Source organism: Bacillus sp. RCC_6_1, assembly GCF_041360755.1.
Taxonomy (GTDB): Bacteria; Bacillota; Bacilli; order Bacillales; family Bacillaceae_G; genus Bacillus_A; species Bacillus_A cereus.
Map to the genome: position 1 here is coordinate 25,238 of NZ_JBFUPV010000004.1, position 25,402 is coordinate 50,639.

The window sequence follows — 25,402 nt, forward strand, 5'->3', positions numbered from 1 at the left end:
TTACCTACAATGTTATAGTATATGCAATACCTTTCATTTCGGGGATTATTTCTGTTCTAACCAATTCTCTACATGTTTTATAAATACATCTAAACAATCAATAAACGGCGAGTGTCCGCAATCTTCTAATACCTTCAACTCTGCATTTGGCAAATGTTTCGCTAATTCCTCACCGACTACTTGGGGTACGACATAATCTCTATCACCTTGTATGACGAGTGTTGGCGCTTTAATACGATGAATTTGCTTACTTCCCTCTACAACCCCATTATGTTCATCTGAAATATTAAATGTAATGAGCGCATAATTCACATCTACGAAATTACGTTGCGTTAACATATCATCTAAATACTTTTCATAACGGTCCGGTTCAGGTTGGTTATGCGTATATATTAATAGATTCCATACTGTACGGTAATATAGTTTGTTCATATTTTTTATCGCGTCTAATACTGGAGCGATTTGTACTGGATCTTGTGCAATTTCTTCTTTCGTCTTTACTAAACTTGATACAATCGGCTGCCCATTCGTATCTTTTTTAAAGATTGGGTAACCTTTCATTCCTACTGATTCTACTAAAATTAACTTTTCTACAAAAGTTGGGTGATTCGCTGTAAATTGCATCGCAACGCCACCACCCATTGACCAGCCCATTAATGAGAATTTCTCTAGCTTTAACTCGTCGATAAATAATTTTACATCTTCTGCAAAGTCTTGTAATGAATCTATCGATTGATTATACGTTGATTGTCCAAATCCTCTTAAATCAAGAGCGTAAATATGATATTGATTTTGCAATTTTTCAATGACTAAATCCCAATGTTGTGACGATGTCATGTTCCCGTGAATGAGTACAAGAATATCTGTATTTCGCCTTCCAACTTCCTGATATGCAATCGTTTCTCCGTTCGATAGTGAAACAAACTCCATTGTTGCAGGCTTAATCATCACAAGTTCCCCCATTCTATTTAATAGAAAGAAAATTCTTTACTTAATTAAAGAATAGCACGTAGAATGTACGTTCGCAACATAAAACCTATAAGAATTTTTTACATAAATCAACATGTCTATTACTAGACAATTATTATAAAAAAGTATATAGTTAGCTAGGTAACTAATTTGAAAGGATCAAAATACATGGACGAAAAACAACATTTTTTTCACATCGTCAGCCAGACTTCTCGAAAGTTTACGAAGAAATTTAATGAACGTGTATCTCCAACAGGGTTATTTAGTGCGCAATGGGCTGTTATTTTCCGCATTAATCAAACTGGTTCTTGTACGCAAACAGAATTGTGCCAGTATTTAAATGTTGAATCACCAACGATGACTCGTACGTTAACACGTATGGAAACGATGGGATGGATTATTCGTACAGAAGGTAAAGATCGCCGTGAGAAGCTCATTTCTTTATCCGAAACAGCGATAAAGATGATTCCAATATGGCAAGAAGAAGTTGATACTTTCGAAGAAAAAACGCTAGAAGGTATTAACGAGGATGATTTACATCAAGCATTTCAAGTGTTACAACAAATTATTAAAAATTTAGATTAAATTGGAGGGATGACGATGCAAAGTGAGAAACTTTGGACGAAGGATTTCCTCGGAACTTGTTTTAGTAGTCTATTTCTCTTCTTAACATTTTACATGCTTATGACTACTCTGCCTGTCTATGTAATAGACGGCCTAAAAGGAAAACCTGAGGAAATTGGTTTAGTTGCAACTGTGTTTCTTATTTCTTCTGTTTTATGTAGACCATTCACAGGAAAATGGCTCGATGATTTAGGAAGAAAGAAAATATTATTTATTTCACTTTCATTATTTTTAGCCGCTACTGTTATGTATTTCGGTGCGCAAAGTTTATTCTTATTACTTGCCCTTCGCTTCTTACACGGTATTGGGTTCGGGATGGCAACGACAGCTACTGGTACGATTGTAACTGATGTTGCGCCAGCTCATCGACGAGGCGAGGCACTTGCATATTTCGGCGTATTTATGAGTCTGCCGATGGTAATTGGTCCTTTTTTAGGTTTAACAATTATTTCTCATTTTTCGTTTACTGTGTTATTTATCGTTTGTTCCGTATTTTCATTACTTGCATTTTTATTAGGACTACTTGTAGATATTCCGCACGAAGCACCTGTTAGCAAACAAAAACGTGAAAAAATGAAATGGAAAGACTTAATCGAACCATCTTCTATTCCGATTGCACTTACAGGATTTGTTTTAGCCTTTTCTTATAGTGGTATTTTATCCTTTATTCCTATTTATGCGAAAGAACTCGGTTTAAGTGAAATTGCAAGTTACTTCTTTATTTTATACGCACTTGTTGTTGTCATTTCTCGTCCATTTACAGGAAAGATTTTTGATCGCTTCGGTGAAAATGTACTCGTTTACCCTGCTATCATTATTTTCACAATCGGAATGTTCATATTAAGCCAAGCACAAACTTCATTTTGGTTCCTTGGCGCAGGTATGCTAATCGGTTTAGGTTACGGAACATTAATTCCGAGTTTCCAAACGATTGCGATTTCTGCCGCTCCAAACCATAGACGTGGTTCTGCGACAGCTACGTATTTCTCATTCTTTGATAGTGGTATTGGCTTTGGTTCTTTCATTTTAGGTATTGTCGCAGCGAAATCCAGTTATCATAATATGTATTTTATCGCAGCTATTATCGTTGCGTTCACTTTACTTTTATATTATGGATTACACGGACGAAAACAAAAATTCAAGAAACAACCTACAGACGGAAAAATTTCCGCTTAACGTTAATAAGGAAAGTAAACTTCCCCGTTTACTTTCCTTATTTTGTATTTCTTTCAAGACGAGCGTATACTTATAGTAGAAATAAAAAGGAGGGCCATATATGAAACTAAAAAAATCTCCCCTACTCTTACTTATACTAACATTCATATTTGTAATTACAGGGCTTGGGTTTACTTACTTCAAACAAAATAAAACGACCCCATCAAAACATAATGTGACAAAAGAAAACTGGTTAAATGACCCTTACTTACGTTGGTCATATACCCATATGAAAGAATTCACTTTAGTTAATAACGTAAAAAACAATCCTGACCAAATTGCTCACTTCCCTTCCGCATTGCAAAACTTAGACGATTTTGCTGTGGAGCGTAGATTCGGAAATACAACTCCTCTAAAAAAACTTTTAGACGATAACAAAACAGATGCTTTTGTCGTTGTACATAATGGACAACTTGTTTATGAACGATATTTCAATGGGTATAAACAGAATGAACCTCATGGTATGGCATCATTAGCAAAAGTCTTTACCGGGGCGATTATACAATCTCTCGCTGAAGAAACACGTATTGACTTAGAAAAAACAGCTGACACTTACATAAAAGAATTAAAAAACACACCGTTCGGTAATGCCACACTTCAGCAATTAATGGACATGCAAGTGTCAGCAGAATACCCGACCCACGGGTATGAGCAGCCTGGGCTAGAAAATCAAGATGCACAATTATATTTAGCTAGCAATATTTTACCCCGCGGCAAAAACTACGACGGTCCGATGAAAATTTATGATATGTTACGAGAAGCCGAAGAAACTGCACCGCCTGGTTCTTCCTTTTCTTACAATAACGGATCAACAGAAACGCTCGCTTGGATTATTAGAACTATTACTGGTAAATCACTAGCTGAAAATGTAAGTGAACGAATTTGGTCTCAAATTGGTATGGAAGAAAACGCGTATTACGTTACAGATGAAACAAAAGTAGAACAAGCTAGTGCTGGATTAAATGCAACTGCTAGAGATATGGCGAGATTCGGGCAATTACTATTAAACAACGGGGAATATAACGGAAAACAAATTCTCCCTTCTTCTATTACTAAAGATATAAAAGATGTCCAAGAAGGTGAACTTGCAATTGGCCCTGGAGCTTCCATTTCTTATCATAATCAATGGTGGATTCCCCACAATGAACAAGGTGCTTTCGAAGTGTTAGGTAGTTACGGACAAACACTTTACATCGATCCTAAAGCAAATATGGTAATCGCCCACTTCTCTTCTAACGCAACGCCAAGTAATGAAATACATTCGGTTTACTCAAATATGTATGTTGATATTGCACATTATTTAGAAAAGCTTCCACAATAGTGGAAGCTTTTTCTTGTTGGGACATTTTATTTATACTCCTACATATTAGAAGATACTGAAAGAATAACTGCTTAAAACACGCCTATCAAAATTTATATAAGCAGTTTACATGTTTAATTAAGTGTTTAACTAATACATCCACACCTTTTGGAGAATTCGTTAAAACACTTCCCTTACAAAGATTGTCTGTTCATATTGGTCGAAAATTTCTTCTATAGATGAAAATAAAGTTTCTTCCGGGATGATGAACTTTATTTTTTGACCATTTTTTAACATAAAGGAAATTGTTCCATTATCATTAAAACCTGTATGAAACGTTCCTCGTTTATTTAATACTACCTCTTCAATTGTATTTATTTCAATTGAAAAGTTATTCTTTAATTGCAAGAGTTCATGTACATCGCCAGTATGTATTTTTGTATCTATTTCAGTTTCTAAGTTTAATTGTTTTTTCTCAATTTTTTTGAACCAGAACAAAAACAATAGCTCTGAAATACCAGGTAATTGTTTTTTATAAGCATATCGACTATGAAACTGTCCGCCAATCTTTATAAAATATATACAGTCACCTGTAATAAAAACTTTATAATACATATCTGCCGTAAACATTTTAGGCTTTAAAAGATAAAAACTTTTGATCATAATTCCCCCATCAATTTTAAATGTATTTGTATAAACATTTTTAGCTAGATTTGTGCTAAAACATATTTCTCATGTAATACAACACTATTGTATTGAATCTCCTCTCCCTTTGCAACAGTTGCTTTGAAGCCAGCTAGTAACCTTTCTCTATACTATCCCTATAAGTGCTACCCCATTTCCAACCGTTTTCTTCTAGTATATTAAAAGCAGAATCTGATACAAGGCTCTATATCAACCTATCAATAAATTATCACCCTATAAATATCTGAATTTTCTTTATATTAGAGGTTATCTCCTAAACAACCTCGAATAATTGTAATACATATACATAAGGAGGATGATCTATTTTGTTTCGTTCCTTTACAAATGGTTGCGTCGCCTTGGTGCAACGCTTCTTGCCAGAACCGTTTATTTTATCATGTTTACTAACTGTTTTCGTTATCTTCTTTGGTATGTTTGCGACTCACCAAACCCCTGTAGAAATGATTAATCACTGGGGTAATGGAATTTGGGGACTCCTCGCCTTTTCTATGCAAATGGCACTTGTACTCGTGACTGGATCTGCTTTAGCAAATGCTCCTCTTATTAAAAAGGGATTAACGAAAGCTGCCAGACTACCAAAAACGAATGGACAAGGCATTATTGCCATTTCAATTGTAAGTTTACTTGGTGCATACATAAACTGGGGCTTTGGAATTGTTGTATCTGTTTTATACGCAAAAGAAGTGGCAAGGCAGCTGGACGGATTAGATTATAGACTAGCAATCGCCTCTTCTTACTCTGGATTTCTCATTTGGCATGCGGGTCTTTCTGCCTCTATCCCTCTTACGTTAGCAACAGGCGGTGAAACGTTAATTAAAACGACTGCTGGAAGTATTAAAGAGGCGATTCCAATAACAGAAACGTTATTCTCACCATACGCTCTCGTTCCAGTTATTATTTTTCTCATTACGATGCCTCTCATTAATAAGGCGATGCATCCAGATGAAAAACATACGATAACTGTAGATCCTAGCGTGTTCCATGAAGAAGCCGCTGCTCAAGAAGTAGAAAAAAATACATTCGCTGAAAAGATGGAAAATAGCATTATTATTACACTTTGCGTTGGATTGTTAGGTCTAATTTATATTTTCAATTACTTTTATACGAAAGGTTTTAACCTTACTCTCGATATCGTGATTTTTATGTTATTAATTGCAGGTCTTATTTTCCACCGTACTCCGATTCAGTATATTCGCGCTTTTTCAGACTCTACGAAAAGTGCTTCTGGCATTTTACTTCAATTTCCGTTTTACGCAGGAATTATGGGCATGATGATTGGAGCAAATAGTGAAGGACTTTCACTTGGAGGAGCTATTTCTAATTTCTTTATTAGCATTTCAAATGAAACGACTTTTCCGCTCTTTACATTTTTAAGTGCTGGCATTGTTAACATTTTCGTTCCATCTGGCGGCGGTCAATGGGCTGTGCAAGCACCAATTATGATTCCAGCTGGCGCTGAACTTGGTGTACCTGCTGCAAAAACAGCAATGGCAATTGCATGGGGCGATGCTTGGACGAATTTAATTCAACCTTTCTGGGCATTACCAGCATTAGCGATAGCTGGTTTAGGTGCTCGTGACATTATGGGATTTTGTGTTGTGAACTTACTATATGCGGGTTTTATCATTAGTCTATGCTTCTTATTTATTTAAACGAAAAGCTAGTTTTATACTAGCTTTTTTACATAATAAATCACTTATTTCCCATGCAATTTATAATCTTCTCCCACTCTATCTCCGTAAGATGTAATGACTCAAATGCAAAAAAATCTTCGCAAATTTTTCCGATCAAGTGTGGATGTTCACTCAAAAAATTCCACTGTAACGCTTTAGGAAGAAAATATGTTTCATATTCTTTACTTCCCCGTACTACCTCATCTACTTCTCTTTCACAAATTCCTCTTATTAAATAATCATTTCTTAACTCTATTTGAATTTGCTGAAATGTTTCGCTACATTTTTTCAATTGAAGTAAACGCGTAACATACTTCCGAAAAAGTTCGCCATCATACTGAACACAGTTTATAATACGGTCGACTTCATTCATAATGTACGAGCCTTTTCTTCTATTTGTAATAACCATTTTTCACGCTTTGATACTTTACTCTTTTTCACAGATTGAAACACTGACCGTTTTATATTGCGAATGCCACAAAAACGTAAAACACCTCTCTTCATCATAATCCAATCTGCTGATCGATATAACAATGCGACGTACCATAGGGGCGAGTCTAACTTATTAATAACCCATGCTTTTTTCCCTTGCAATAATCCTTTCGGCAGAGCCCCTTCATATTTATAAGCAAATCCAGCTACGAAAATACGATCGATAAATCCTTTTAAAATTGCTGGCATCCCCCACCACCATATTGGATAGATGAATAAAAGTGTATCTACTTCTTCTACTAACGTTCTGTACCGAGCTGTTTCTTCTTCATTTACTAAATCACGTCTTTTCTTCTCTTCATTAAATACGAGGACTGGATCAAATTGTTCTTTGTATAAATCAAGCAGCGTAACTGAATGATTTGTTTCCGGTAGTCCTTTTTGCACATGATTTAAAATCGCCGCGTTAAAACTTGAAGGATTAGGATGAGCGTATACAATTAGTACGTTCACTACATAACAACTCCCTCTATACGTTAAAGTTTCCCCTTCTTTAATAACTTCTCTACAATTTGTACGTTTTTCGAACTTTGCAATAATCGATTTAATAATATAAGTAACTCTTCTTTTTCTAAATCTTTCAGTTTCTCTTTAACTGCACTCTCACCAGCACCTTGCATATCATAAACAACTGCCGCCATATGCTTACAAAGATTCTCATATGGACATTCGCAGCTACTTTCTGAAAAATCTTCGAGATCGATAACTACTTCATAATTTCCGGCATTTCCAGTAACGAAAGCAAACACTTTTTTATCATGTATTTCAACATCTTCTACATGTCCATCTTCATAATATTCATATCCCTTATCTACAATGTACTTTGGGATCCATTTCGTTATATCTTTTAATAAGTAAGCGTACATAATTGTACCCCTTCCTTTAATTCCCTTTTGACTTCAAAAATCCTGTATGTTATTCTAATAACTGTCAAATAGCAAGTCTATATGACAAAACGACTGACACCTATTCGGCGAAGGTGTCTCTTTTCATTTGCAGCCGATATGAATTGCCTCTTTCAGGCACATTCAATTTTTGACACTACACACTCAACACCATTCCCTGTATCAGGCTGCTTTAGCAGTCTTTTACTCTACATACTCCGTTATTTTAAGAAAAAAAGAGAGCTTAGCTCCCTTTTCTCGCCTTATACAATACCCCTTTTTCAGCATAGAGATATTCATCAGCTAATGTAATTTTCCCATCCAGTTTTAGTTCGTCTAATAATCTTGATAAATAAAATTGATGCAACATCTTTTTCGTGAATTTTCCTTCATGATGCGAAACGATATGTTCTTGAATATCTAACAATGATATCGGCTTATCTTGCTCTATCATATATTCATAAACTGTACTACGCAGTTTTACGTATTTTTCGAGTGTCACAGTAATGCGCAACCCCTTTCTTCTTAATATAAATTTTCGTAATCGGTTTTTTTGCAATAAAAAAACCTCTCCGATAAGAAGAAGTTACGTATATATCTTCGTCTTATCTCCCAGAACAAATATGTTCTGCTGGAATTAGCACCTGCATCGCGGTTGCTGGGTTTCATCGGGCCAGTCCCTCCACCTCTCTGGATAAGAAAATATTCACTTAATTCTTACTATACGTAATTCCACTTTAATTGTCAAATAAATATAACAAATTATATTTTCTTCCTTACTGTTCATACTACCCATATACGAACACGCAAGGAGGATTATGAAATGCATCAAAATGCTCGCGGATATGTACAAGATTCTTTTCAATCATTACAAGAAGCTAAAAATTGTTTAGAAGAAGCGCTCGAAACAGTTGAAAAAGATTTTAATCGCGCTCGTATTGAACAATCACTTTATGCTGTTGAACAAGCTATTCAACGTTGCGAGTACACCGTTCACATTTTAGAAAAAGATTAAAAACTTCCCATCAATTGATGGGAAGTTTTTTCAAATGGCATACTTCATAATTATTGCCGTTATGATTAAAAAATATACAGAATTAGCAATTTCTAAAATTCCTACTTTTATAATAGAAATATTTTTGCCATACAACACAATTGCTCGAATGACACTTGGTATAAAAATAAGAGAACACCACGGATTAATCACAAATATGATTATCGTTAATACGATATGATATCCCCAAGATATAAGACGATACTTCGGGTTATTTTTTTCACGAATCATCGTTTTCACATAGAACGTACTACCTAAAAAGTATAAAAATGAAATAAGTGCAATGAATATAGCTGTATGATCGATTTGCTTCATTGAAAAGTAATAACTAATTAACCCACCGATACAAAACACAATAATCGCACAAATATCATTTAATAGTGCTCTTTCATTTTTTTGACGAGCGTAATACATATTCACTATAAATAATGGAATCATTACTATTACGAATAAAAGAATTCGCCACTCATATAATAAAGAAATCATCCCAAATAGGAACGCAATACTGAAATAAACAATGGCAACTTGTAAAAACTCTTTTTTTCGTCTTTGCTTTATGTACGTAAGAAATGGATACGTGGCTAAATAGATAAAGAACCACGCTAAAAACAATGGAATATGATAAATAGTAGGTTTTCCAAGTATGACACTTAATAAAAAAGGAATAACAAGCATAGCCCATGCACCATGTTGCTTCGGAATAACTAACTTCATTAACTATACACCTCCCTTTTGAAAAAAGTTCTCACCTACCATTATACAAATAATTTTATATAATAACGGATGTATATTAAATCGATTTTTTGACAAAAAAATGCTCCTTACAATATGTAAGAAGCATGAAAGAGGCAAACGAATATGTAAGTCGCGACCCTACCTTATATGAGTATGCTTTTCTATGTCACGTTATGCTCATCTAATATACCGTATTTCTTTTTAAATCTTGTAAGAATCGTAATCCATGAAGTACTAAATAGTAATAAGAAAATAACATTCGAAATCGCATGGCTCAAATCAAAGTAAAAACTTGCGATATAATACGAAATGACAGTTTCCCACGTTGCTTCTCGTATAAAACCGAGAAGGCCCCAGAAATTCATAATCCAGCCAAATAAAAAGCCAACAATTACTCCGTAAAGAAGTCTTCCCCATAGCTTTTTCATAAAAAATGTATTACGAAGTAAACCTGCTATAAAACCAATCATACCCCACGAAAACATTTGCCACGGTGTCCATGGACCTTGTCCTAAAAAAATATTAGATACGATTGCTGCTGTAGCACCAATCATAAAACCAGTTTCACTACCAAATACAATTGCAGAAACGATAATGACAAAAGAAGTTGGTTGTACACTTGGTAAAATAGAAAATGGCACCCGGCTTACTGCTGCAATTGCCGCTAATACAGCAACGAGAACAATTTCACGTGAAACAAACGCCTTTCTTTCAAAACGGATATAGAAAGGTAACATAATAACCGCTAATATAAACAAACTACTTAACATGTAATAACCGTCCATGACAAGTGTCGTAAGAAGTAATGTGCCGATTATTACTGCAAAGATACATATTATGAATGCAACATATCGTTTGGACACGCTTCGTACACATCCTCCCACGTTAATGCATATGGCAATTCTTTTCGAATGAATCGATTAATAGATGTTGTATAAAAGAAGTTCCCGCTAAAAAATTCTTTCGGTGCATCATTCATAATGACTGTTCCGTCAAATAACATCATACATTGATCAACGTATTTCGCTGCAAATTCAATGTCATGCGTCGCCATTACAATTGTTGTTCCTTCTTTTTGCAGCTCCCTAAATAGTTCTCCTACTCTTTCTTTCTTCCATGGATCTAACCCCTTTGTCGGTTCATCCAGTAATAATAGCGTTGGCTTTGATAATAACGTTGTACATAGCGCAAGTAATTGTTGCTCTCCTCCGCTACAGTCGTGCGGATGGCGTTCTTTAAGCGAGTACAACCAAAACTGTTTTAGCGTATCTTCTGCTATTTCTTTTCCTTGTTCTCCGTATAATTCACGTGCACGTTCATAAACCTCGTCCCATACTGTATCAAATGTAAAATGATAATACGGATGCTGCGATACATACCCAATACTTTTAAATCGTTCTTTCGAATCAATTTTATGTATCACTTTTCCGTTCCACTTTACTTTCCCTCTTCTCGCTTTTTGTAATCCTGCTAAAATCGTTAACAGTGTAGACTTACCTGTACCGTTCTTCCCAACGAGCGCTACCCATTTTCCTTTTTCAATCGAAACTGATAAATCATGTAAAATAAGCGGACTATTTTTTTCATATTGGAACGAAATATGCTCTGCGCTTAAAATTACCTCTTGCTTTTCACTTTGTGCTATTGGCTCATTTACATATGATATCGCTGCAAAATCATTCATTTTCATTTGCGCCTCTCGCACTGTAAACGGAATATCTCTCACATTCCACTCTAAAAATAGCCTTGGAATTTGCGGAATAAATGGACGGAATGATTCTACTCCCCACATATCCGTAATAACAATTTTAGGACTACCATCATACATAATACGGCCATTATCCATACAAACAACGCGTGTTGCAAGCGGGATAACTTCATCTAAACGATGTTCACTTAAAATAATCGTAATTCCAAGTTCTTCATTAATCCGTTTTAATAATCCTAAAAACTCTTTTGCAGCGATTGGATCTAACTGCGCTGTCGGTTCATCTAATAATAGCAATTTCGGCTGCATAACTAATACCGCAGCTAAATTAACAAGTTGCTTTTGCCCACCAGATAACGTGTGAACAGATTGATGCAATAAATCTTGAAATCCTAAAAAGCTAATAAGCTCTGCTATTCTTTTTTGAATAATATGTGATGGTAATCCGATATTTTCTAAAGAAAATGCTAATTCTTGAATCACTGTATCCATAACGATCTGATTTTCTGGGTTTTGAAATACCATCCCAATTTCTTGGGCAGATAACAAATCAGCTACTTCCTCTATTAAAACACCCTCATAAAATATCTCTCCAGAACGCGTACCAATTGGAAGTAACTCCTTTTTAAAATGTTTTAATAAAGTCGTCTTCCCAGATCCCGATCCTCCAGCAAGTGCAATAAACTCACCTTTTTGAACAGAAAGAGAAATATGCTGTAACGCTTTTTCATTTTCATCAGCATATACAAATGATAAATTGTTTATTTCTGCATGCGCCACCATATCCATTCTCTCCCTTCCATTATGATTGGTAAACTAATAAACATCGTTAATACGACAAACATCATCCCATCGTATTGCTGAAATAGAATCGATTCGACTTTCGGATAAATAATCAATTTCCCCCCGCCATAATTACTACATATAATAGCAGCTATAAATAAAATGATTAAATAACTGAGCGTATACCAATCGCGCCTTTCCATTCTATAGCGAATATACGTCGTACGCTTCGTTACACCAAATCCACGAGCTTGCATAGAATCTGCCGTTTGCAGTGCATCTTCTAATGAACAAATTAATAATACTTGCAGCAATTGCATACCATTTTTGACGCGTTCAATTATGGAACCTGAATCTACCTGCACACCTTTCGTCTTTTGAACGAGTGTGATTTTCTTTAATCGCCTCATAAACAAAGGAACAAATCTCACTGTAATCATCGTTAACAATGCAACTTTCGGTGAAATTCTTGAAAACAAATATAAAAATTTATGACTGGAAATAATATCATTGTATGACGCAAACGTAAACATAACTGCAACTAGTAATAACCCCATTACTATTCCAAACATAATCGCCTCAAGCTTAATACGGCTATCACCTAACCAAAATAACGTAGTTCGACCTCTATGCGTTAATAACGAATTAAATAAAATTACCATAAAAAAGAAAACAATTGTGCTCGGTAGCATCTTTCTTATCTTTTCGCTATTTCCTTGCATCACATTTAACATAATAATTAATACTATTGCTCCAATTAAAAAAAGAGGATGAAGACACATCATACATAGTATCATCACCCCGATATAATAGAAAAAATTCACAAAAGGATGTAAAGAAGAAAAACTTATTTTCATAGCCCTTTACCGAATGCCTTTCTTATTGTAATACGTATACCCACTCAATTGTATCTCCTGGTTTTACCGTAGCTACACCAGCACTATGGTTTGGAAAAGCACCGTTCACACGATATTTCCATCCACTAGTATCCGCAATATCTTTTTCATATAAATCATTAATACCTTTTACATAAATACTATCTCTAGATCCGCTTGCATCAACATCTAATCCTGTACGTTGTAATACTTTATACACAGTATCGCCATCTTGTACATCCATCTTTTTCGCACCCATTATATATCCGTTATTTCCTTTTACCGAGATTGTTACTTGTTTTGCTTTAGGTACTGGTGGTACTGGTGGTGGCACTGGGTTTGGTGGTGGTACCGGTGTTGGTGGAGCTGGTACACTATTGTTCTCTTCTGGCTTTTTCTTTTGCTCCTGCTTCGGTGTTTCTTTCGGCTGATTCACAACCTTTGCTTCTTCTTTTACTTCTGGTGCTTTCGGTTGTTGTTTCTCTTCTTGTACTTGTTGCTGCTCTGGTTGCTTATTTACAGCAGGTTGCTCTTTCGGTTGTTCCTGTTGTTTCTCTTCTTTCTTTACCTCTGGTTGTGCCTGCGGCTTTTCCTCTTTCGGCTTCTCTTCTACTTTTTGTTCTTGTTTCTCTTTCTGTTCTTCTTGCTGCTTTTGCTCTGATTCAGCTTGCTTTTCTTCTGCTTTTTCTTCTGGCTTCGCTTCATCTTTTTGTTCTTCTTGTTTCGCTACCTCTTCTTGCTTCGGTTCTACCTTCTTTTCAGGCTTTACAGCTGCCTCTTCACATCCGGCAAGTAGCCCGAGCGAAAGCAGTAAAGAAATGAACCATTTCACCTTACTCATCCTATCTCTCACCTTTCATACGAAAATTAGGAGCAAATAATTGCTCCTAATTTTTTGTTAAGCTGCTTTACGTCTCCATAATACATATGCAGAAGCAATACATAATACACCCATACCTACTTCTGTTGCTGGACTATGAGAAGATGCTCCTGTTTTTGGTAGACTGTTACCGTTTCCGATTTTTTTATTCTTAACCGGTTCGTTATCTACAACTACTTTTAGATTTTCATCTTTTGTTTCTTGTTGTACTTGTTTTTGTTCTTTCGGTTCTTCAGTAACTTCTTTTTCTACTACATTATTTTCTGGTTCAACGACCTTTTCTGGCTCTTCAATCGGTTTTGGCTTAATTACATCACCAGCGTCTACATTAGACCAATCATAAATAGATTTTCCCATTTCCTTAAATTGAAGTAATGCTAAAAGAGCCTGTTCTGTAGCCATTCCGTTACCATTTTGATCACTTGGTAACCATTTAAATTCACCATTTGAAAGTTGATATGATAATAGGTTTTGCATTGCCTTATGAAGACGATTTTGATCTACATCTTTAACAAGCGATAATCCAATAATTGCTTGCGCAGTACTATTTGAATTTTCTTGTCCATCAGCTGAAAAACCGCCATTTTGCAGCTGTTCGTTATATAAATACGCAACAGCTTTTTGTATAGCTGGTTTCACATCTGATCGCTCTTGATAAGGAGCTAATGCTGATAAAACCATACCTGTTACATCAACGCTACTAGCACTATCTTTACTACCTGAACTATTATAAGTCCATCCACCGTCTGTATGCTGATTATTTAACAGTGCTTCCACTAGAGCAACTCTGTTCCATTTTGATTCAACTGGAATCTCATACTTCTTCGTATCAAATGCAAGTAAAGCAAATGCATAACCTGTAACAGAATTCACTTTATCTGACTCATACAATTTTTGAACTAAATTATGTCCACCTACATTTTTAGGGTCTGCACTCATTGCATTCATCATAATAATTGTTCTAGCTAAATCTGTCGCTGAAAAACGGTTAATACGCTTTTCTACTTTTTCAGTTACTGACTTAACATAATTTAATTTTGCCTCAATTGGCACATTCTTTCCAGAACGAGAAAGCGCTACAGCTACCCAGTCACTTTCAATTCCATCTTGTAACATCTTATCTGATGTTTTAGAAATGGCTTCGTTTAATTGTGCACTTGGAACTTGAATGTTCTCTTGCTGTGGTTGTTCTGTTTTTTTATCATCTTGACCTTCTGGTTTTGGATCAACTGTCGGTTTACCATTTTCACCTTCCGGTTTTGGATCGACTGTCGGTTTACCATTTTCACCTTCCGGTTTTGGATCGACTGTCGGTTTACCATTTTCATCTTCCGGTTTTGGATCGACTGTCGGTTTACCATTTTCACCTTCTGGTTCTGGTTCTGGTTCTTCTGTTTTGCCACCGTTAGGTTCTTCTGTTTTACACGTCCCGAACTTATCTAACGTTTCTTTCAATGTTTCCTGGCTTATATTGCTCCAGTCTGAAACAAAGCGAAAGACAACAACATCTCCAGATTTTAATTTATAACTATCTGCTCCGACTTCTGCAGACTTATCATTTACATCATACAGCCAAGCACTTGTAGCCCCGGCCATTAAACCATCGATGCCTTTTACATATGTTCCAAACGACATCGTTTCAGATTCTACCTTGTCCCCCATGACCTTTTGCAGCAAACTTAAAGCTGTTTCCCCATCTTTAATTTGCTCTTCTTTCGGACATAACATAATGCCTTTTTGTGATTCCCCAATAATTGCAAGTTTTGCTGTATTTTCTTCAGCAAACGTAATATGTACTGTATTCGCAAAAGAAACAAATACAAGTGTCACTGCCATTAACGACGTAAGCAGCCACTTTTTCAACATTGCCATCCCAAAATTTCCTCCCTTACTACCATTTACACAAAAAAAGGCCCTTCAAGGGCGTGCGATTGACACTCTCTTTTTGTAAGTGTCGAACAAAAATGTACAACACCTCCTACCCGCATTATTCGCGGCTATATTTGTATAGGAAAAATAATTTTGTTTATGAACGTATCATTGTGATAACATTCACTTTTCTTGGCACAACTTACTTCCATTTAAGTTATCGTAAAACGATAAACCTATACATTCTGTAAATTTTAAATTTCTGTATTATTTTACTATTGACAAAGAATTTTGTCCATGCTTTATCGGATTTATTTTCTAAGAATAATAACTTATTAACTCTTAACTATGTAAACTCTTTTCACTAATAATGACGCCATCTTCATCCGCATAGACATATTCATTTGGATTCCAATCCACTTGTCCAAAGTGCAATGAAATATTTCGTTCTCCTTTTCCTTCTTTCACACTTCTATTTGGCATCGTTCCTAACGCTAAAATACCAATATTAATATTCTTTAGTTCACTAGAATCACGAACATACCCATTCACAATAATTCCTGCTAGCTTTCTTTCTTCCGCAATAGCTGCCAAATTATCACCAAGTAACGCACAATTAGTAGACGCTCCGCCATCAACAACTAATACTGTTCCTTCTGGTAATGTTTGCAATCCTTCCTTCACTAGTACATTATCATCTTTCACTTTTACAGTTGCAATTTTCCCGTGGAATTGTTCTTTCTTCCCAAAAGACCGAAAAGACTGGCGACATATTTGTAATTCCTTTTCAAATTCATCACATAGATCTGTAGTTTTCCACATCTTGTTCCCTCTTTTCCTTTTTCTTTCTACATAACATATTCTTGGCTTATTATCGTTTCCCTGTCTAATATTGCAATAATTTGTATGTACGGGAAAAGGATACAAAAACTATTGCCTTAAGAAGCTACCTTTATTATAATCTATTTCACGGATTTAATTCAGAATATTAAAATTAATAAAGTGAAGAAGGAGGAATTTTATGCAAATACAAACTGAGGCAAAAAAACAACCTAGTAAACAAAAGTTTAAAATGCCTGATGCGTACGTACTACTATTTTTTATTGCCTTACTTTGCGCCATTGCTACGTATTTCGTTCCTGCTGGAGAATTTAAAAGAGTTACAAACGGGACCGTTACAACGACAATACCAGGTAGCTATCATTCTGTTCCGCAATCACCTGTAGGATTTGTTTCTTTTTTTACCGCTATTGAAAAAGGAATGACACTTGCTGCTCCGATCATCTTTTTAATTTTATTTACAGGCGGTGCCATTGCCATTCTTGAAAAAACAGGTGCTCTTGACGGTTTAATCTATCATGTTATAAACAAATTTCGTAATCAGCAATTACTTTTCATTTGTATCGTTGCCGCACTTTTTTCTATTCTCGGAACGACTGGCATTATCGTTAATTCAGTTATCGGTTTTATCCCCATCGGTATCATCGTTGCACGCACATTAAAATGGGACGCTATCGTAGGTGTAGCAATTATTTATTTAGGCACTTATGCTGGTTTTAACGCTACTATTTTATCCCCCTCACCTTTAGGCATTTCACAAAAGATCGCAGAACTTCCGATGTTTTCGGGAATTGGTTTACGCACAGCTATCTATATATCTTTTTTACTTGCCACTATCCTTTATATTAATTGGTATGTAAAGCGCTTGAAAAAATTGAATAAAGGAAGCATTCTTGGCGACAACTGGTTTCCAAGTAACGCTCTTTCAAGCGAAAAGGAAGCAGAGAAAAAAGAAGTTCCTTGGACGATACGTCATAAATTAATTTTACTCGTTTCAGCTTTATCATTAATTGCATTTTTAATAGGCGCTTTTCGTCTACATTGGACGGACGCAGAAATGACCGCTACTTTTATTTTCATAGCAATTACAGCCGGAATAATAGGTGGCATGAAAGCAAACGATATCGCTTCTACTTTTCTAGCGGGCTGCCAAAATCTCATATATGGTGCTTTAATCGTCGGAATGGCTCGCTGTATTTCAGTCATTTTAGAACAAGGAAAATTACTTGATACAATCGTTAACCAGCTCGCACAGTCTCTTGAAGGACAAAGCCCTGTATTTGGTGTTATCGGTATGTACGTAAGTAGTGCCGCATTACATTTCCTTATTTCATCCGGGACAGGAGAATCGGTTATTTTTATTCCGATATTAGCTCCATTAGCTGATTTCATGCACATTACACGCCAAGTTACAGTACAGGCTGTTATGCTCGGCGAGGGTGTAGTAAACTGCCTTAATCCAACTTCCGGTGTTTTAATGGGCGTTCTCGCAGCAAGCGGCATTTCTTATGGAAAATGGATTCGTTTCATGGCTCCACTTGCACTCATTTGGTTTATCATCGGACTTGTTTTTCTTATTGTTGGGGTGAATATTGAGTGGGGACCTTACTAAATACTTAACTAGATAAATAAGTACTATCGTTCCATATAAATATCTATTCTATTTCCCTCACTAGTCCTATAAAAATCATTTATTCTAGTAAAAATCTAACAAGGGATTGATCATAATGATCAATCCCTTTTATCAAAATATAATACCTTTAAAAATCTTAGTTCCAAATTTTATTTACCCATTCAGGATGATCAATAAAAGGATTGCGGTTATGTTGATATTTTGTAAAAATCACTTCATTACGCTTTCGCTCTAAATCATCGACCGGGTCTTGTTCATTCCATTTTAATAAAACAGATAGTTTCCCCATGTATGGATCTTTATTGTTATTCACTTTTTCATTTAGTTCTAAATCTATTTCGCCGTTGTCTCCCTCGTAACGAACAGCCATATAAAACAGCATTCTAGCAATATCTCCCTTTACACTATCACGAGGTTCCCAAGAATCACTATCATATTTACATTCTGTCGCTTCAGAATGATTCACACCACCATTATCAAAATCCAGATTTCCACGTGAACTATTTACAGATACATCCGTCGCTCTTAAATGATGTAGATCTGTTCCAGGTCCTGCAGTCGTTCCAAAGTCACCGTGAGATTTTGCCCAAACATGCTCTCGGTTCCAGTTATTTACTCCTGATCCATTCGTAAGTTTCCCTTGCGAACGACCAGTGTATAAGAGTATCACATTATTTTTATTATTTGGGTCCTCATCAGTATCTCTTAGCGCTTCCCAAACCGCACTGTATGATAGCTTTGTATGATTATCAATAATATTATGCAGTTTCTTCTTTAATTCTAAACCCGTTTTTCCTATTGCGTTATTATAATATGTATCGTCATAATTTTTCACAATACTCTCTTGTGCTGATGCAGGAGCTACTTCACCGTGTATAGTATCTGTGAATGATAGCGATGCAGAACCTAAAATAAAAAATGAAGATAGTGTAACCATAGCAATCTTTGTATTTCGAAACTTCATATACCCATTCCCCTTTAAAATATAATTTAAAGCTATTAACTAAAAAGTGCTTTCTAACCCCCAAAACCTTTTAGAAACCCCTACCCCTTTTCTGTTTATTTAATACAAGACTCTATCCAGTCTGTATCACTTCTAAACTTTTTATTTATTCACATTCCAAACAATTTCACTTTTTACAAGGAATATCCTTCTCTTATAAAGATTATTAACATATTCTTTACAACTAAAAAGTAGTTTAATATTAACTTATAAATTTTAATTTATTTATGCAATAATGCATATTTAATAAATACTTAAAAAAATAGTTTGAATAAAATGCATTCAAAGAAAACCGTGCAACAAAACAGATACAGTCTAAGACAGAAATAATAAAAATCAAGATGATAGCTCGACTTTTCCCTTTTCCATAACTGTCTTTATTTTTGTGTAAAACCTTTCTTTCTCTGAATAATACGTACAAAAATAGATTGGATACCATGTAGGCACCAATCTATTTTAATTAAAGAAACTGTGTCAATTCTGAGTTCACAATACGTTGTGCAGTAATGATAACACTGTCAGCTGTTAGTCCATAAACACTATATAGTCCACCAGGTTGATTAGGAACAATTTGAACTTCATATTCAAATGCTTGTCCAAAAGCAGGATGAACTAAACTTAGAGTTACAAAAGTAGAAGCATTAGAATTCACATTGAAGTTTACCTGTTCAATTAATACTAATGAACCGTCAAGTCTAAAAACTCTAGCTACTCCAGTAAGTGGGCCCGCAGTACGGTTAAGGATTTTCACCCTAACTCTATTTGCATTAGCAGGTTGATTTCCTACGTTTTCAATTGGTCCTGTAGTAAGAGCCATATAACATCACCTCCATTATATTATTATGATATTCAACGATAAACATTAATGTTATAGTCTAATTACCCAATTTACTTAAAATAAAAAGAAGCTCCAAATTCTATTATATTTAGGTCATAGATATTAAACTTAATAAAATCAAAGGCAGGAGCATATTTGATATGTTCCTGCCTTTTTATTGTGGGATACCGATAAATAGCCCTCTAGCTAAGATTTTAAAGTGCTACAAAATCAAAAATTTTATCTCACCACAGTTTTCTACGAGAATCCAGTGAACAGCTTATTTACATAATTTTTGTTCTCGGAAGTTGATTTTGTAGCGCCCTTTCTCGTAATTCACTATGTTTTCCAAAGAAAATAGTGAAAAACAGGGCGATGAATACATTTACAAAATGACAAAACTGTAAGAATACACGAATGTTTGTAAGAAAGTTCGATGTTTTCTTTTTCCTTTTTTTATTATAGTGAAAAAGAAGAACAAAATATTCTCTTATGTAGGAAAGGAAGATAATAATGATTGATCTATTAAATAAATGGATGTTAGAAAGTACAGCCAATTTTAATATCGTTGTAGGACTTACAGCACTTCTATTTTTGGGTTCAGTAATTGCACTTATTATTATTTACAAAAAAATTGGTAAACCGGTTGAAAGAACAAATACTATTTATTTAAAAATTACTTCTCGTATGTTTACTACTCAAATTCTAATGAATGCTATATTTATTTCTTTAGTTGGTAAAGATATTGAGAATTTCCGTCAAATCTTTATATTATTTGAAGCTTTTGTATTCTTTATTGGAGCTATTTATTCGTTTAAATTATATAGACAGGAGTACAAATGATTCACTTATAAGAAACAATAAAAAACAGTAGTGATTTTACATTACTGTTTTTTATTGTTCATTTTTAATTGTAAACTTTTCATTTTTAGTTAACTGTATATTCTATACATATGAGGTTAACATAACCCATCATTAGCGTTAGCAAGGAAAAAGGACAACCCTGCTCTCACAAGTGAACCCTTTTTTAGTTCTATGAATCTATACATATTTTATACATTCCTATCCTAACGCGGTTTTAGTGCTCTTGTTTGTTACTGGATTAGCCAAAAAACTGTATAAAATCTTGCATACTATTAGCGTGTTTTTTCAAAAATACTGGCATCCCCCAATTTGTGCTTTCTTATGGATATTTCTTGACTCCTCATTAAAACACTCTCCGGTTCTTTGTCTATCTTTAAGAATAAACTCTGCTTGTTTATTTCAAGTTCTTACATCGAGGCTTTACCTCCTCCTAAAGCCAAACAAATGATTCATATTACACGCCTACATTAAACTGAATATCCAATCTTTATCTAGTCTGTAAATAAAAAAGGATAATCAGCCCCATAATGGACTAACTATCCTATAAATTATTGTCTAAATTCAATAAAGTGAAACTTTAATCAGCCCTCACCAATCGGGCTTTTACGGGCAGTTGATCCCCATCTAATTTCTTTGCTTCCGCTGAATTTTGAGGTGAGGGTCTTACTTCCCGGCAAATAGCGGGATAAAACTAGAACTTCTTTTCCTATGTATCATTATTTCGTTACTTCACCAAACTGCGCTCTCGTCACTTTCGCCAAGTCATCTACTTTAAGCTCAATTTGTATACCAATTTTCCCGCCACTCACTATCATCGTTTCAAGTGATTGGGCACTTTCATCAATACATGTAGAAAATAGCTTTTTCATTCCAACTGGTGAACAACCGCCGCGAATGTATCCTGACACTTTCGTAATATCTTTAACGGGAATCATTTCAATTTTCTTTTCACTTACTGCTTTTGCGGCAGCTTTTAAATTTAGTTCCTCATCTACCGGAATGATAAACACATGATAATTTTTACTATTCCCTTGAGCAATTAACGTTTTATATACTTCTCTCACTTCTCGTCCAATTTTCTCAGCTACTGATACGCCATCAATTTTTCCATCGTCTGGATCATATGACATCATCGAATATTCAATTTTTTCTTTATCTAATATTCGCATTGCATTTGTTTTATCTTTTTTCATAACGTTCTCCTTAAAAGGTTATTTCATATTATTAAGTTTTATTATACACCCTTTTCCATTTCTCCTACATAACTTCACGTATATTTCAAAACTAAAAATATTGATAATTCAAAAATCATCTGATATAATTTGGAAAAACTTATGTTAAGGAGAGATTTGTCATGCGAAATGTTAATACTTCTTTCCAACTTCATCATCATACGTAACGCCGTGTATCCGAAGAAAAATTTTTCTTCGTGGGTACAGGGCTTTTCCTGTTGACCCACGAAGCGTTCATAAAGCTATGTGGGTATTTTTATACCTGCATAGCTTTTTTTAATTTAAAAAAGGAGTGATTATGATGGAAATGAGAAATGTAAAAGGAACGAAAGACTATTTACCAGAGGAGCAAGTGCTGCGAAATAAAATTAAAAGAGCTTGTGAAGATACGTTTGGACGATACGGATGCAAACCTTTAGAAACGCCGACGTTAAATATGTATGAGCTTATGTCTTACAAGTACGGCGGTGGTGATGAAATATTAAAAGAAATATATACACTTCAAGATCAAGGAAAACGTGATATTGCCTTACGATACGATTTAACTATTCCATTCGCAAAAGTTGTGGCAATGAACCCGAACCTCCGCCTCCCTTTTAAACGTTATGAAATTGGGAAAGTATTTCGAGATGGGCCAATTAAACAAGGAAGATTTCGTGAATTTATACAATGCGACGTTGATATTGTCGGTGTAGAATCAGTCATGGCTGAAGCGGAACTCATGAGCATGGCGTTTGAGCTGTTCCGAACATTAAACTTAGAGATATCGATCCAATATAATAACCGAAAATTGTTAAATGGTATTCTTCAGGCCATTAACATCCCTACTGAATTAACAAATGACGTCATTTTATCATTAGACAAAATCGAAAAGATTGGGATTGATGGTGTACGAAAAGATGTATTAGAGCGCGGAATTTCTGAAGAAATGGCTGATACAATATGTAATACTGTATTATCTTGTCTAAAGCTTACAATTGTTGACTTTAAAGAAGCTTTCAATAACCAACTCGTTGCCGATGGCGTAAACGAATTGCAACAATTACAGCAATATTTAATCGCTCTCGGAATAAATGAAAATACGATATTCAATCCGTTTTTAGCAAGAGGACTGACAATGTACACAGGTACTGTATATGAAATCTTCCTAAAAGATGGCTCAATTACATCTAGCATAGGTAGCGGCGGCCGTTACGATAACATTATCGGAGCATTCCGTGGTGATAGTATGAACTATCCAACAGTCGGTATTTCATTCGGTTTAGACGTTATTTATGCAGCACTATCGCAGAAAGAAACAATCTCATCTACAACGGATCTATTTATCATCCCGCTCGGGACAGAATTACAATGCTTACAAATTGCCCAGCAATTACGTTCTACCACTTCCTTAAAAATCGAACTCGAACTAGCAGGACGCAAATTAAAACGTGCCCTTAATTATGCCAATAAAGAGAATATCCCTTATGTGCTTATTATTGGTGAAGAAGAACTTAGTACAAACACTGTTGTGCTGCGGAATATGAAGGAAGGTAGTGAGATGAAGGTTCCGCTTACTTCTTTGAAAAATAATACATTGAATAAATATTTTACTACGCCTACTACGTTATGACTGTGAAGTATTCTCAAAATGTAAATCAGGTAAACAAAAAAGGGCTGTCCGCGCATGACAGCCCTTTTCCCTTAATGAACAACACCTTCATAAGTGAAATTATATTAACGATTTTCCGAATATATCTATCATAATTTACACTATATCAACGATACATAGATTTTTCATTTGATAGATAACCGGGCAATTAGTTTACATAAAATAATTATACTCAATTTAATCTTACAAAACTTTAACATCCAATTACCTATTTTAATAATATATGGTTTTCTAATTTCACTACCAATTTAAGAAAAATTCATATCCTTCTCTACTATACCACTTTTATCTATTAACTTTTATTTTGTGCATCCCTACTCTCCAAAACTTTCTCCATATTATGAGTTGCCCATTCCATCATTAATAGAATCATTGGACGAAGTGATTCACCAAGCTCGGTTAACGAATATTCTACTTTAGGTGGCACTTCACGGTATACTTCACGATGTATGATGCCATCTGCTTCAAGTTCTCTAAGCTGCAGTGTTAACATTCTTTGTGTGATATTAGGTTTTAATCTTTTTAATTCATTAAACCTCTTTTTCCCATCTAATAAATGATACAAAATAACACCTTTCCATTTTCCACCAATCACCTCAACCATAGCTTCAACTGGACAAGAATATTTATTTAAAAATGGGTAATTTATATTTTTTTCATTTGAACAATCCATAATAAATCCCTTCCCTTAACAATAGTATCTTTTTTGATACTATAACACATAAATGTGCGTACTTGTATCTATGTTACTTTAAAAATATAATTTACTTACAAAATAAATTAACGAAAAGAGGAACTTTTATGACAAATACAAACGAAATTACAAAAGAGAAAATTATGGAGGCTTTTCATTTCAGACATGCATGTAAAGAGTTCGATCCTATGCACAAAATTTCAGAAGAGGATTTTAAATTCATTTTAGAAACAGGCAGATTATCTCCTTCTTCTTTTGGATATGAACCTTGGAAATTTATTGTCGTACAAAATAAAGAATTAAGAGAAAAACTACAACCGTATTCATGGGGCGCTGGTGGGCAACTTGCAACAGCAAGCCATTTCGTCATTGTTCTTTCAAGAAACATTAAAGATATGCATTATGATGCAGAGTATATTAAATATATGATGAACGATATTATTGGATTGCCTGAAGACACTCAAAAAATTAGATATGAATTCTTCAAAAAGTTCCAGGAAACAGATTTTAACTTATTACAATCCGATCGTACTGTATTTGATTGGGCATCTAAACAAACTTATATTGCTTTAGGTAATATGATGACGAGCGCAGCTCAAATCGGTATTGATTCTTGTCCGATAGAAGGATTCGATAAAGAGAAAGTAGACTCTTTACTTCGTCAAGAAGGCATTATACAGGGCGATAACTTTGAAGTATCTGTTATGGTTGCCTTTGGTTACCGTAAAGAAGATCCAAAACGTGATAAAACAAGACAGACTATAGATACAATTGTTGAATGGATTAAGTAATGTAGCACACACAAATAATGCTCCTAATAGCTGGATACTTATACTAAAGAACTATTAGTCGTTTTTCTTATGTATGAATTTGGTTTTTCATGGAAAGATATATTAGTATGT

At 34.8% G+C, this 25,402-nt stretch carries 26 protein-coding genes and 1 riboswitch; of the genes, 9 read left to right on the forward strand and 17 right to left on the reverse strand.

Annotated features, from left to right (window positions below; genetic code table 11):
- Positions 1-45: 45 nt before the first annotated feature.
- Positions 46-948: an intracellular short-chain-length polyhydroxyalkanoate depolymerase gene (gene phaZ, locus AB6801_RS14465; protein WP_000594888.1), complete on the reverse strand. Its 903-nt coding sequence runs from the start codon at positions 946-948 to the stop codon at positions 46-48.
- A 189-nt stretch (positions 949-1,137) separates the two neighbouring features.
- On the opposite strand from phaZ, the gene AB6801_RS14470 reads away from it, so the two are divergent.
- The 3 genes from AB6801_RS14470 to AB6801_RS14480 all read left to right on the forward strand — a co-directional run bounded on the left by AB6801_RS14470 (position 1,138) and on the right by AB6801_RS14480 (position 4,129).
- Positions 1,138-1,554: a MarR family winged helix-turn-helix transcriptional regulator gene (locus AB6801_RS14470; RefSeq protein WP_000343675.1), complete on the forward strand. Its 417-nt coding sequence runs from the start codon at positions 1,138-1,140 to the stop codon at positions 1,552-1,554.
- A 15-nt stretch (positions 1,555-1,569) separates the two neighbouring features.
- On the forward strand, positions 1,570-2,769 hold the full coding sequence (locus AB6801_RS14475; protein ID WP_001190318.1) for an MFS transporter: 1,200 nt from the start codon (positions 1,570-1,572) through the stop codon (positions 2,767-2,769).
- 100 nt (positions 2,770-2,869) lie between these two features.
- Positions 2,870-4,129, forward strand: coding sequence for a serine hydrolase domain-containing protein (locus AB6801_RS14480; RefSeq protein WP_097999259.1), 1,260 nt, complete (start codon positions 2,870-2,872; stop codon positions 4,127-4,129).
- Positions 4,130-4,288: 159 nt separating this feature from the next.
- Here AB6801_RS14480 and AB6801_RS14485 read toward each other — a convergent pair whose 3' ends face one another.
- A complete protein-coding gene (locus tag AB6801_RS14485; protein ID WP_000597313.1) occupies positions 4,289-4,771 on the reverse strand; it encodes a hypothetical protein in 483 nt (160 codons plus the stop codon).
- Positions 4,772-5,118: 347 nt separating this feature from the next.
- On the opposite strand from AB6801_RS14485, the gene AB6801_RS14490 reads away from it, so the two are divergent.
- The gene (locus tag AB6801_RS14490; protein ID WP_000490009.1) at positions 5,119-6,465 is read left to right on the forward strand and encodes a short-chain fatty acid transporter; all 1,347 of its coding nucleotides are present in this window, start codon (positions 5,119-5,121) and stop codon (positions 6,463-6,465) included.
- Positions 6,466-6,505: 40 nt separating this feature from the next.
- Here the strand turns inward: AB6801_RS14490 and AB6801_RS14495 are convergent, their stop codons facing one another.
- The 4 genes from AB6801_RS14495 to AB6801_RS14510 all read right to left on the reverse strand — a co-directional run bounded on the left by AB6801_RS14495 (position 6,506) and on the right by AB6801_RS14510 (position 8,364).
- Positions 6,506-6,859: a group-specific protein gene (locus tag AB6801_RS14495; protein WP_141530606.1), complete on the reverse strand. Its 354-nt coding sequence runs from the start codon at positions 6,857-6,859 to the stop codon at positions 6,506-6,508.
- Positions 6,856-7,431 (reverse strand): NAD(P)H-dependent oxidoreductase, encoded by a 576-nt coding sequence (locus AB6801_RS14500; RefSeq protein WP_097999257.1) that lies wholly within the window; start codon positions 7,429-7,431, stop codon positions 6,856-6,858. The genes AB6801_RS14495 and AB6801_RS14500 overlap by 4 nt, the downstream gene beginning before the upstream one ends.
- 23 nt (positions 7,432-7,454) lie before the next feature.
- Positions 7,455-7,844, reverse strand: a complete 390-nt coding sequence (locus AB6801_RS14505) for an SWIM zinc finger family protein (protein ID WP_000271524.1) — start codon at positions 7,842-7,844, stop codon at positions 7,455-7,457.
- A 262-nt stretch (positions 7,845-8,106) separates the two neighbouring features.
- Positions 8,107-8,364 (reverse strand): hypothetical protein, encoded by a 258-nt coding sequence (locus AB6801_RS14510; protein WP_000171476.1) that lies wholly within the window; start codon positions 8,362-8,364, stop codon positions 8,107-8,109.
- 100 nt (positions 8,365-8,464) lie between these two features.
- A riboswitch (SAM riboswitch) is annotated at positions 8,465-8,563 on the reverse strand.
- Between the two features lie 122 nt (positions 8,564-8,685).
- Between AB6801_RS14510 and AB6801_RS14515 the strand changes: the two genes are divergently transcribed.
- Complete coding sequence (locus AB6801_RS14515; protein WP_000554032.1) at positions 8,686-8,877, forward strand: hypothetical protein; 192 nt, start codon at positions 8,686-8,688, stop codon at positions 8,875-8,877.
- A gap of 30 nt (positions 8,878-8,907) precedes the next feature.
- Here AB6801_RS14515 and AB6801_RS14520 read toward each other — a convergent pair whose 3' ends face one another.
- The 7 genes from AB6801_RS14520 to rraA all read right to left on the reverse strand — a co-directional run bounded on the left by AB6801_RS14520 (position 8,908) and on the right by rraA (position 16,588).
- Entirely contained in the window at positions 8,908-9,630 is a 723-nt protein-coding gene (locus AB6801_RS14520; RefSeq protein WP_097863114.1) for a YwiC-like family protein, read from the reverse strand.
- A 182-nt stretch (positions 9,631-9,812) separates the two neighbouring features.
- The gene (locus tag AB6801_RS14525) at positions 9,813-10,514 is read right to left on the reverse strand and encodes an ECF transporter S component (protein ID WP_000044907.1); all 702 of its coding nucleotides are present in this window, start codon (positions 10,512-10,514) and stop codon (positions 9,813-9,815) included.
- On the reverse strand, positions 10,487-12,148 hold the full coding sequence (locus AB6801_RS14530) for an ABC transporter ATP-binding protein (RefSeq protein ID WP_044584694.1): 1,662 nt from the start codon (positions 12,146-12,148) through the stop codon (positions 10,487-10,489). The genes AB6801_RS14525 and AB6801_RS14530 overlap by 28 nt, the downstream gene beginning before the upstream one ends.
- Positions 12,121-12,999, reverse strand: coding sequence for an energy-coupling factor transporter transmembrane component T (locus AB6801_RS14535; protein ID WP_097999256.1), 879 nt, complete (start codon positions 12,997-12,999; stop codon positions 12,121-12,123). The genes AB6801_RS14530 and AB6801_RS14535 overlap by 28 nt, the downstream gene beginning before the upstream one ends.
- A 22-nt stretch (positions 13,000-13,021) precedes the next feature.
- Complete coding sequence (locus AB6801_RS14540; protein WP_087875589.1) at positions 13,022-13,858, reverse strand: DUF4430 domain-containing protein; 837 nt, start codon at positions 13,856-13,858, stop codon at positions 13,022-13,024.
- Positions 13,859-13,915: 57 nt separating this feature from the next.
- Complete coding sequence (locus AB6801_RS14545) at positions 13,916-15,769, reverse strand: DUF4430 domain-containing protein (protein ID WP_370941096.1); 1,854 nt, start codon at positions 15,767-15,769, stop codon at positions 13,916-13,918.
- A 339-nt stretch (positions 15,770-16,108) separates the two neighbouring features.
- Positions 16,109-16,588, reverse strand: coding sequence for a ribonuclease E activity regulator RraA (gene rraA / locus AB6801_RS14550; RefSeq protein ID WP_000266038.1), 480 nt, complete (start codon positions 16,586-16,588; stop codon positions 16,109-16,111).
- A 199-nt stretch (positions 16,589-16,787) separates the two neighbouring features.
- On the opposite strand from rraA, the gene AB6801_RS14555 reads away from it, so the two are divergent.
- Positions 16,788-18,218 carry a YfcC family protein gene (locus AB6801_RS14555; RefSeq protein ID WP_053512612.1) on the forward strand — a complete coding sequence of 477 codons (1,431 nt, stop codon included), beginning with the start codon at positions 16,788-16,790 and terminating at the stop codon, positions 18,216-18,218.
- Between the two features lie 157 nt (positions 18,219-18,375).
- Here the strand turns inward: AB6801_RS14555 and AB6801_RS14560 are convergent, their stop codons facing one another.
- Positions 18,376-19,203 (reverse strand): endonuclease I family protein, encoded by an 828-nt coding sequence (locus tag AB6801_RS14560; RefSeq protein WP_097999254.1) that lies wholly within the window; start codon positions 19,201-19,203, stop codon positions 18,376-18,378.
- A gap of 499 nt (positions 19,204-19,702) precedes the next feature.
- Positions 19,703-20,059 carry a hypothetical protein gene (locus AB6801_RS14565; RefSeq protein WP_001229426.1) on the reverse strand — a complete coding sequence of 119 codons (357 nt, stop codon included), beginning with the start codon at positions 20,057-20,059 and terminating at the stop codon, positions 19,703-19,705.
- 513 nt (positions 20,060-20,572) lie between these two features.
- On the opposite strand from AB6801_RS14565, the gene AB6801_RS14570 reads away from it, so the two are divergent.
- A complete protein-coding gene (locus AB6801_RS14570) occupies positions 20,573-20,902 on the forward strand; it encodes a hypothetical protein (RefSeq protein WP_000566272.1) in 330 nt (109 codons plus the stop codon).
- A 737-nt stretch (positions 20,903-21,639) separates the two neighbouring features.
- Here AB6801_RS14570 and ybaK read toward each other — a convergent pair.
- Positions 21,640-22,116: a Cys-tRNA(Pro) deacylase gene (ybaK, locus tag AB6801_RS14575; protein ID WP_000710860.1), complete on the reverse strand. Its 477-nt coding sequence runs from the start codon at positions 22,114-22,116 to the stop codon at positions 21,640-21,642.
- A 337-nt stretch (positions 22,117-22,453) separates the two neighbouring features.
- Here ybaK and AB6801_RS14580 point away from each other — a divergent pair, with 337 nt between their 5' ends.
- Entirely contained in the window at positions 22,454-23,767 is a 1,314-nt protein-coding gene (locus tag AB6801_RS14580) for a histidine--tRNA ligase (protein ID WP_340637693.1), read from the forward strand.
- Between the two features lie 331 nt (positions 23,768-24,098).
- Here the strand turns inward: AB6801_RS14580 and AB6801_RS14585 are convergent, their stop codons facing one another.
- Positions 24,099-24,479: a winged helix-turn-helix transcriptional regulator gene (locus tag AB6801_RS14585; RefSeq protein WP_097999252.1), complete on the reverse strand. Its 381-nt coding sequence runs from the start codon at positions 24,477-24,479 to the stop codon at positions 24,099-24,101.
- A gap of 128 nt (positions 24,480-24,607) precedes the next feature.
- On the opposite strand from AB6801_RS14585, the gene AB6801_RS14590 reads away from it, so the two are divergent.
- Positions 24,608-25,291 (forward strand): NAD(P)H-dependent oxidoreductase, encoded by a 684-nt coding sequence (locus AB6801_RS14590; protein ID WP_000185717.1) that lies wholly within the window; start codon positions 24,608-24,610, stop codon positions 25,289-25,291.
- Positions 25,292-25,402: the final 111 nt, after the last annotated feature.

What these genes read in the sequence shown, in the direction of transcription:
- phaZ (WP_000594888.1), bottom strand. Translation starts at nt 948, where the DNA reads ATGATTAAGCCTGCAACAATGGAGTTTGTTTCACTATCGAACGGAGAA.
- AB6801_RS14470 (WP_000343675.1), top strand. Translation starts at nt 1,138, where the DNA reads ATGGACGAAAAACAACATTTTTTTCACATCGTCAGCCAGACTTCTCGA.
- AB6801_RS14475 (WP_001190318.1), top strand. Translation starts at nt 1,570, where the DNA reads ATGCAAAGTGAGAAACTTTGGACGAAGGATTTCCTCGGAACTTGTTTT.
- AB6801_RS14480 (WP_097999259.1), top strand. Translation starts at nt 2,870, where the DNA reads ATGAAACTAAAAAAATCTCCCCTACTCTTACTTATACTAACATTCATA.
- AB6801_RS14485 (WP_000597313.1), bottom strand. Translation starts at nt 4,771, where the DNA reads ATGATCAAAAGTTTTTATCTTTTAAAGCCTAAAATGTTTACGGCAGAT.
- AB6801_RS14495 (WP_141530606.1), bottom strand. Translation starts at nt 6,859, where the DNA reads ATGAATGAAGTCGACCGTATTATAAACTGTGTTCAGTATGATGGCGAA.
- AB6801_RS14505 (WP_000271524.1), bottom strand. Translation starts at nt 7,844, where the DNA reads ATGTACGCTTACTTATTAAAAGATATAACGAAATGGATCCCAAAGTAC.
- AB6801_RS14515 (WP_000554032.1), top strand. Translation starts at nt 8,686, where the DNA reads ATGCATCAAAATGCTCGCGGATATGTACAAGATTCTTTTCAATCATTA.
- AB6801_RS14520 (WP_097863114.1), bottom strand. Translation starts at nt 9,630, where the DNA reads ATGAAGTTAGTTATTCCGAAGCAACATGGTGCATGGGCTATGCTTGTT.
- AB6801_RS14530 (WP_044584694.1), bottom strand. Translation starts at nt 12,148, where the DNA reads ATGGATATGGTGGCGCATGCAGAAATAAACAATTTATCATTTGTATAT.
- AB6801_RS14535 (WP_097999256.1), bottom strand. Translation starts at nt 12,999, where the DNA reads ATGAAAATAAGTTTTTCTTCTTTACATCCTTTTGTGAATTTTTTCTAT.
- AB6801_RS14540 (WP_087875589.1), bottom strand. Translation starts at nt 13,858, where the DNA reads ATGAGTAAGGTGAAATGGTTCATTTCTTTACTGCTTTCGCTCGGGCTA.
- AB6801_RS14545 (WP_370941096.1), bottom strand. Translation starts at nt 15,769, where the DNA reads ATGGCAATGTTGAAAAAGTGGCTGCTTACGTCGTTAATGGCAGTGACA.
- rraA (WP_000266038.1), bottom strand. Translation starts at nt 16,588, where the DNA reads ATGTGGAAAACTACAGATCTATGTGATGAATTTGAAAAGGAATTACAA.
- AB6801_RS14555 (WP_053512612.1), top strand. Translation starts at nt 16,788, where the DNA reads ATGCAAATACAAACTGAGGCAAAAAAACAACCTAGTAAACAAAAGTTT.
- AB6801_RS14560 (WP_097999254.1), bottom strand. Translation starts at nt 19,203, where the DNA reads ATGAAGTTTCGAAATACAAAGATTGCTATGGTTACACTATCTTCATTT.
- AB6801_RS14565 (WP_001229426.1), bottom strand. Translation starts at nt 20,059, where the DNA reads ATGGCTCTTACTACAGGACCAATTGAAAACGTAGGAAATCAACCTGCT.
- AB6801_RS14570 (WP_000566272.1), top strand. Translation starts at nt 20,573, where the DNA reads ATGATTGATCTATTAAATAAATGGATGTTAGAAAGTACAGCCAATTTT.
- ybaK (WP_000710860.1), bottom strand. Translation starts at nt 22,116, where the DNA reads ATGAAAAAAGATAAAACAAATGCAATGCGAATATTAGATAAAGAAAAA.
- AB6801_RS14580 (WP_340637693.1), top strand. Translation starts at nt 22,454, where the DNA reads ATGATGGAAATGAGAAATGTAAAAGGAACGAAAGACTATTTACCAGAG.
- AB6801_RS14585 (WP_097999252.1), bottom strand. Translation starts at nt 24,479, where the DNA reads ATGGATTGTTCAAATGAAAAAAATATAAATTACCCATTTTTAAATAAA.
- AB6801_RS14590 (WP_000185717.1), top strand. Translation starts at nt 24,608, where the DNA reads ATGACAAATACAAACGAAATTACAAAAGAGAAAATTATGGAGGCTTTT.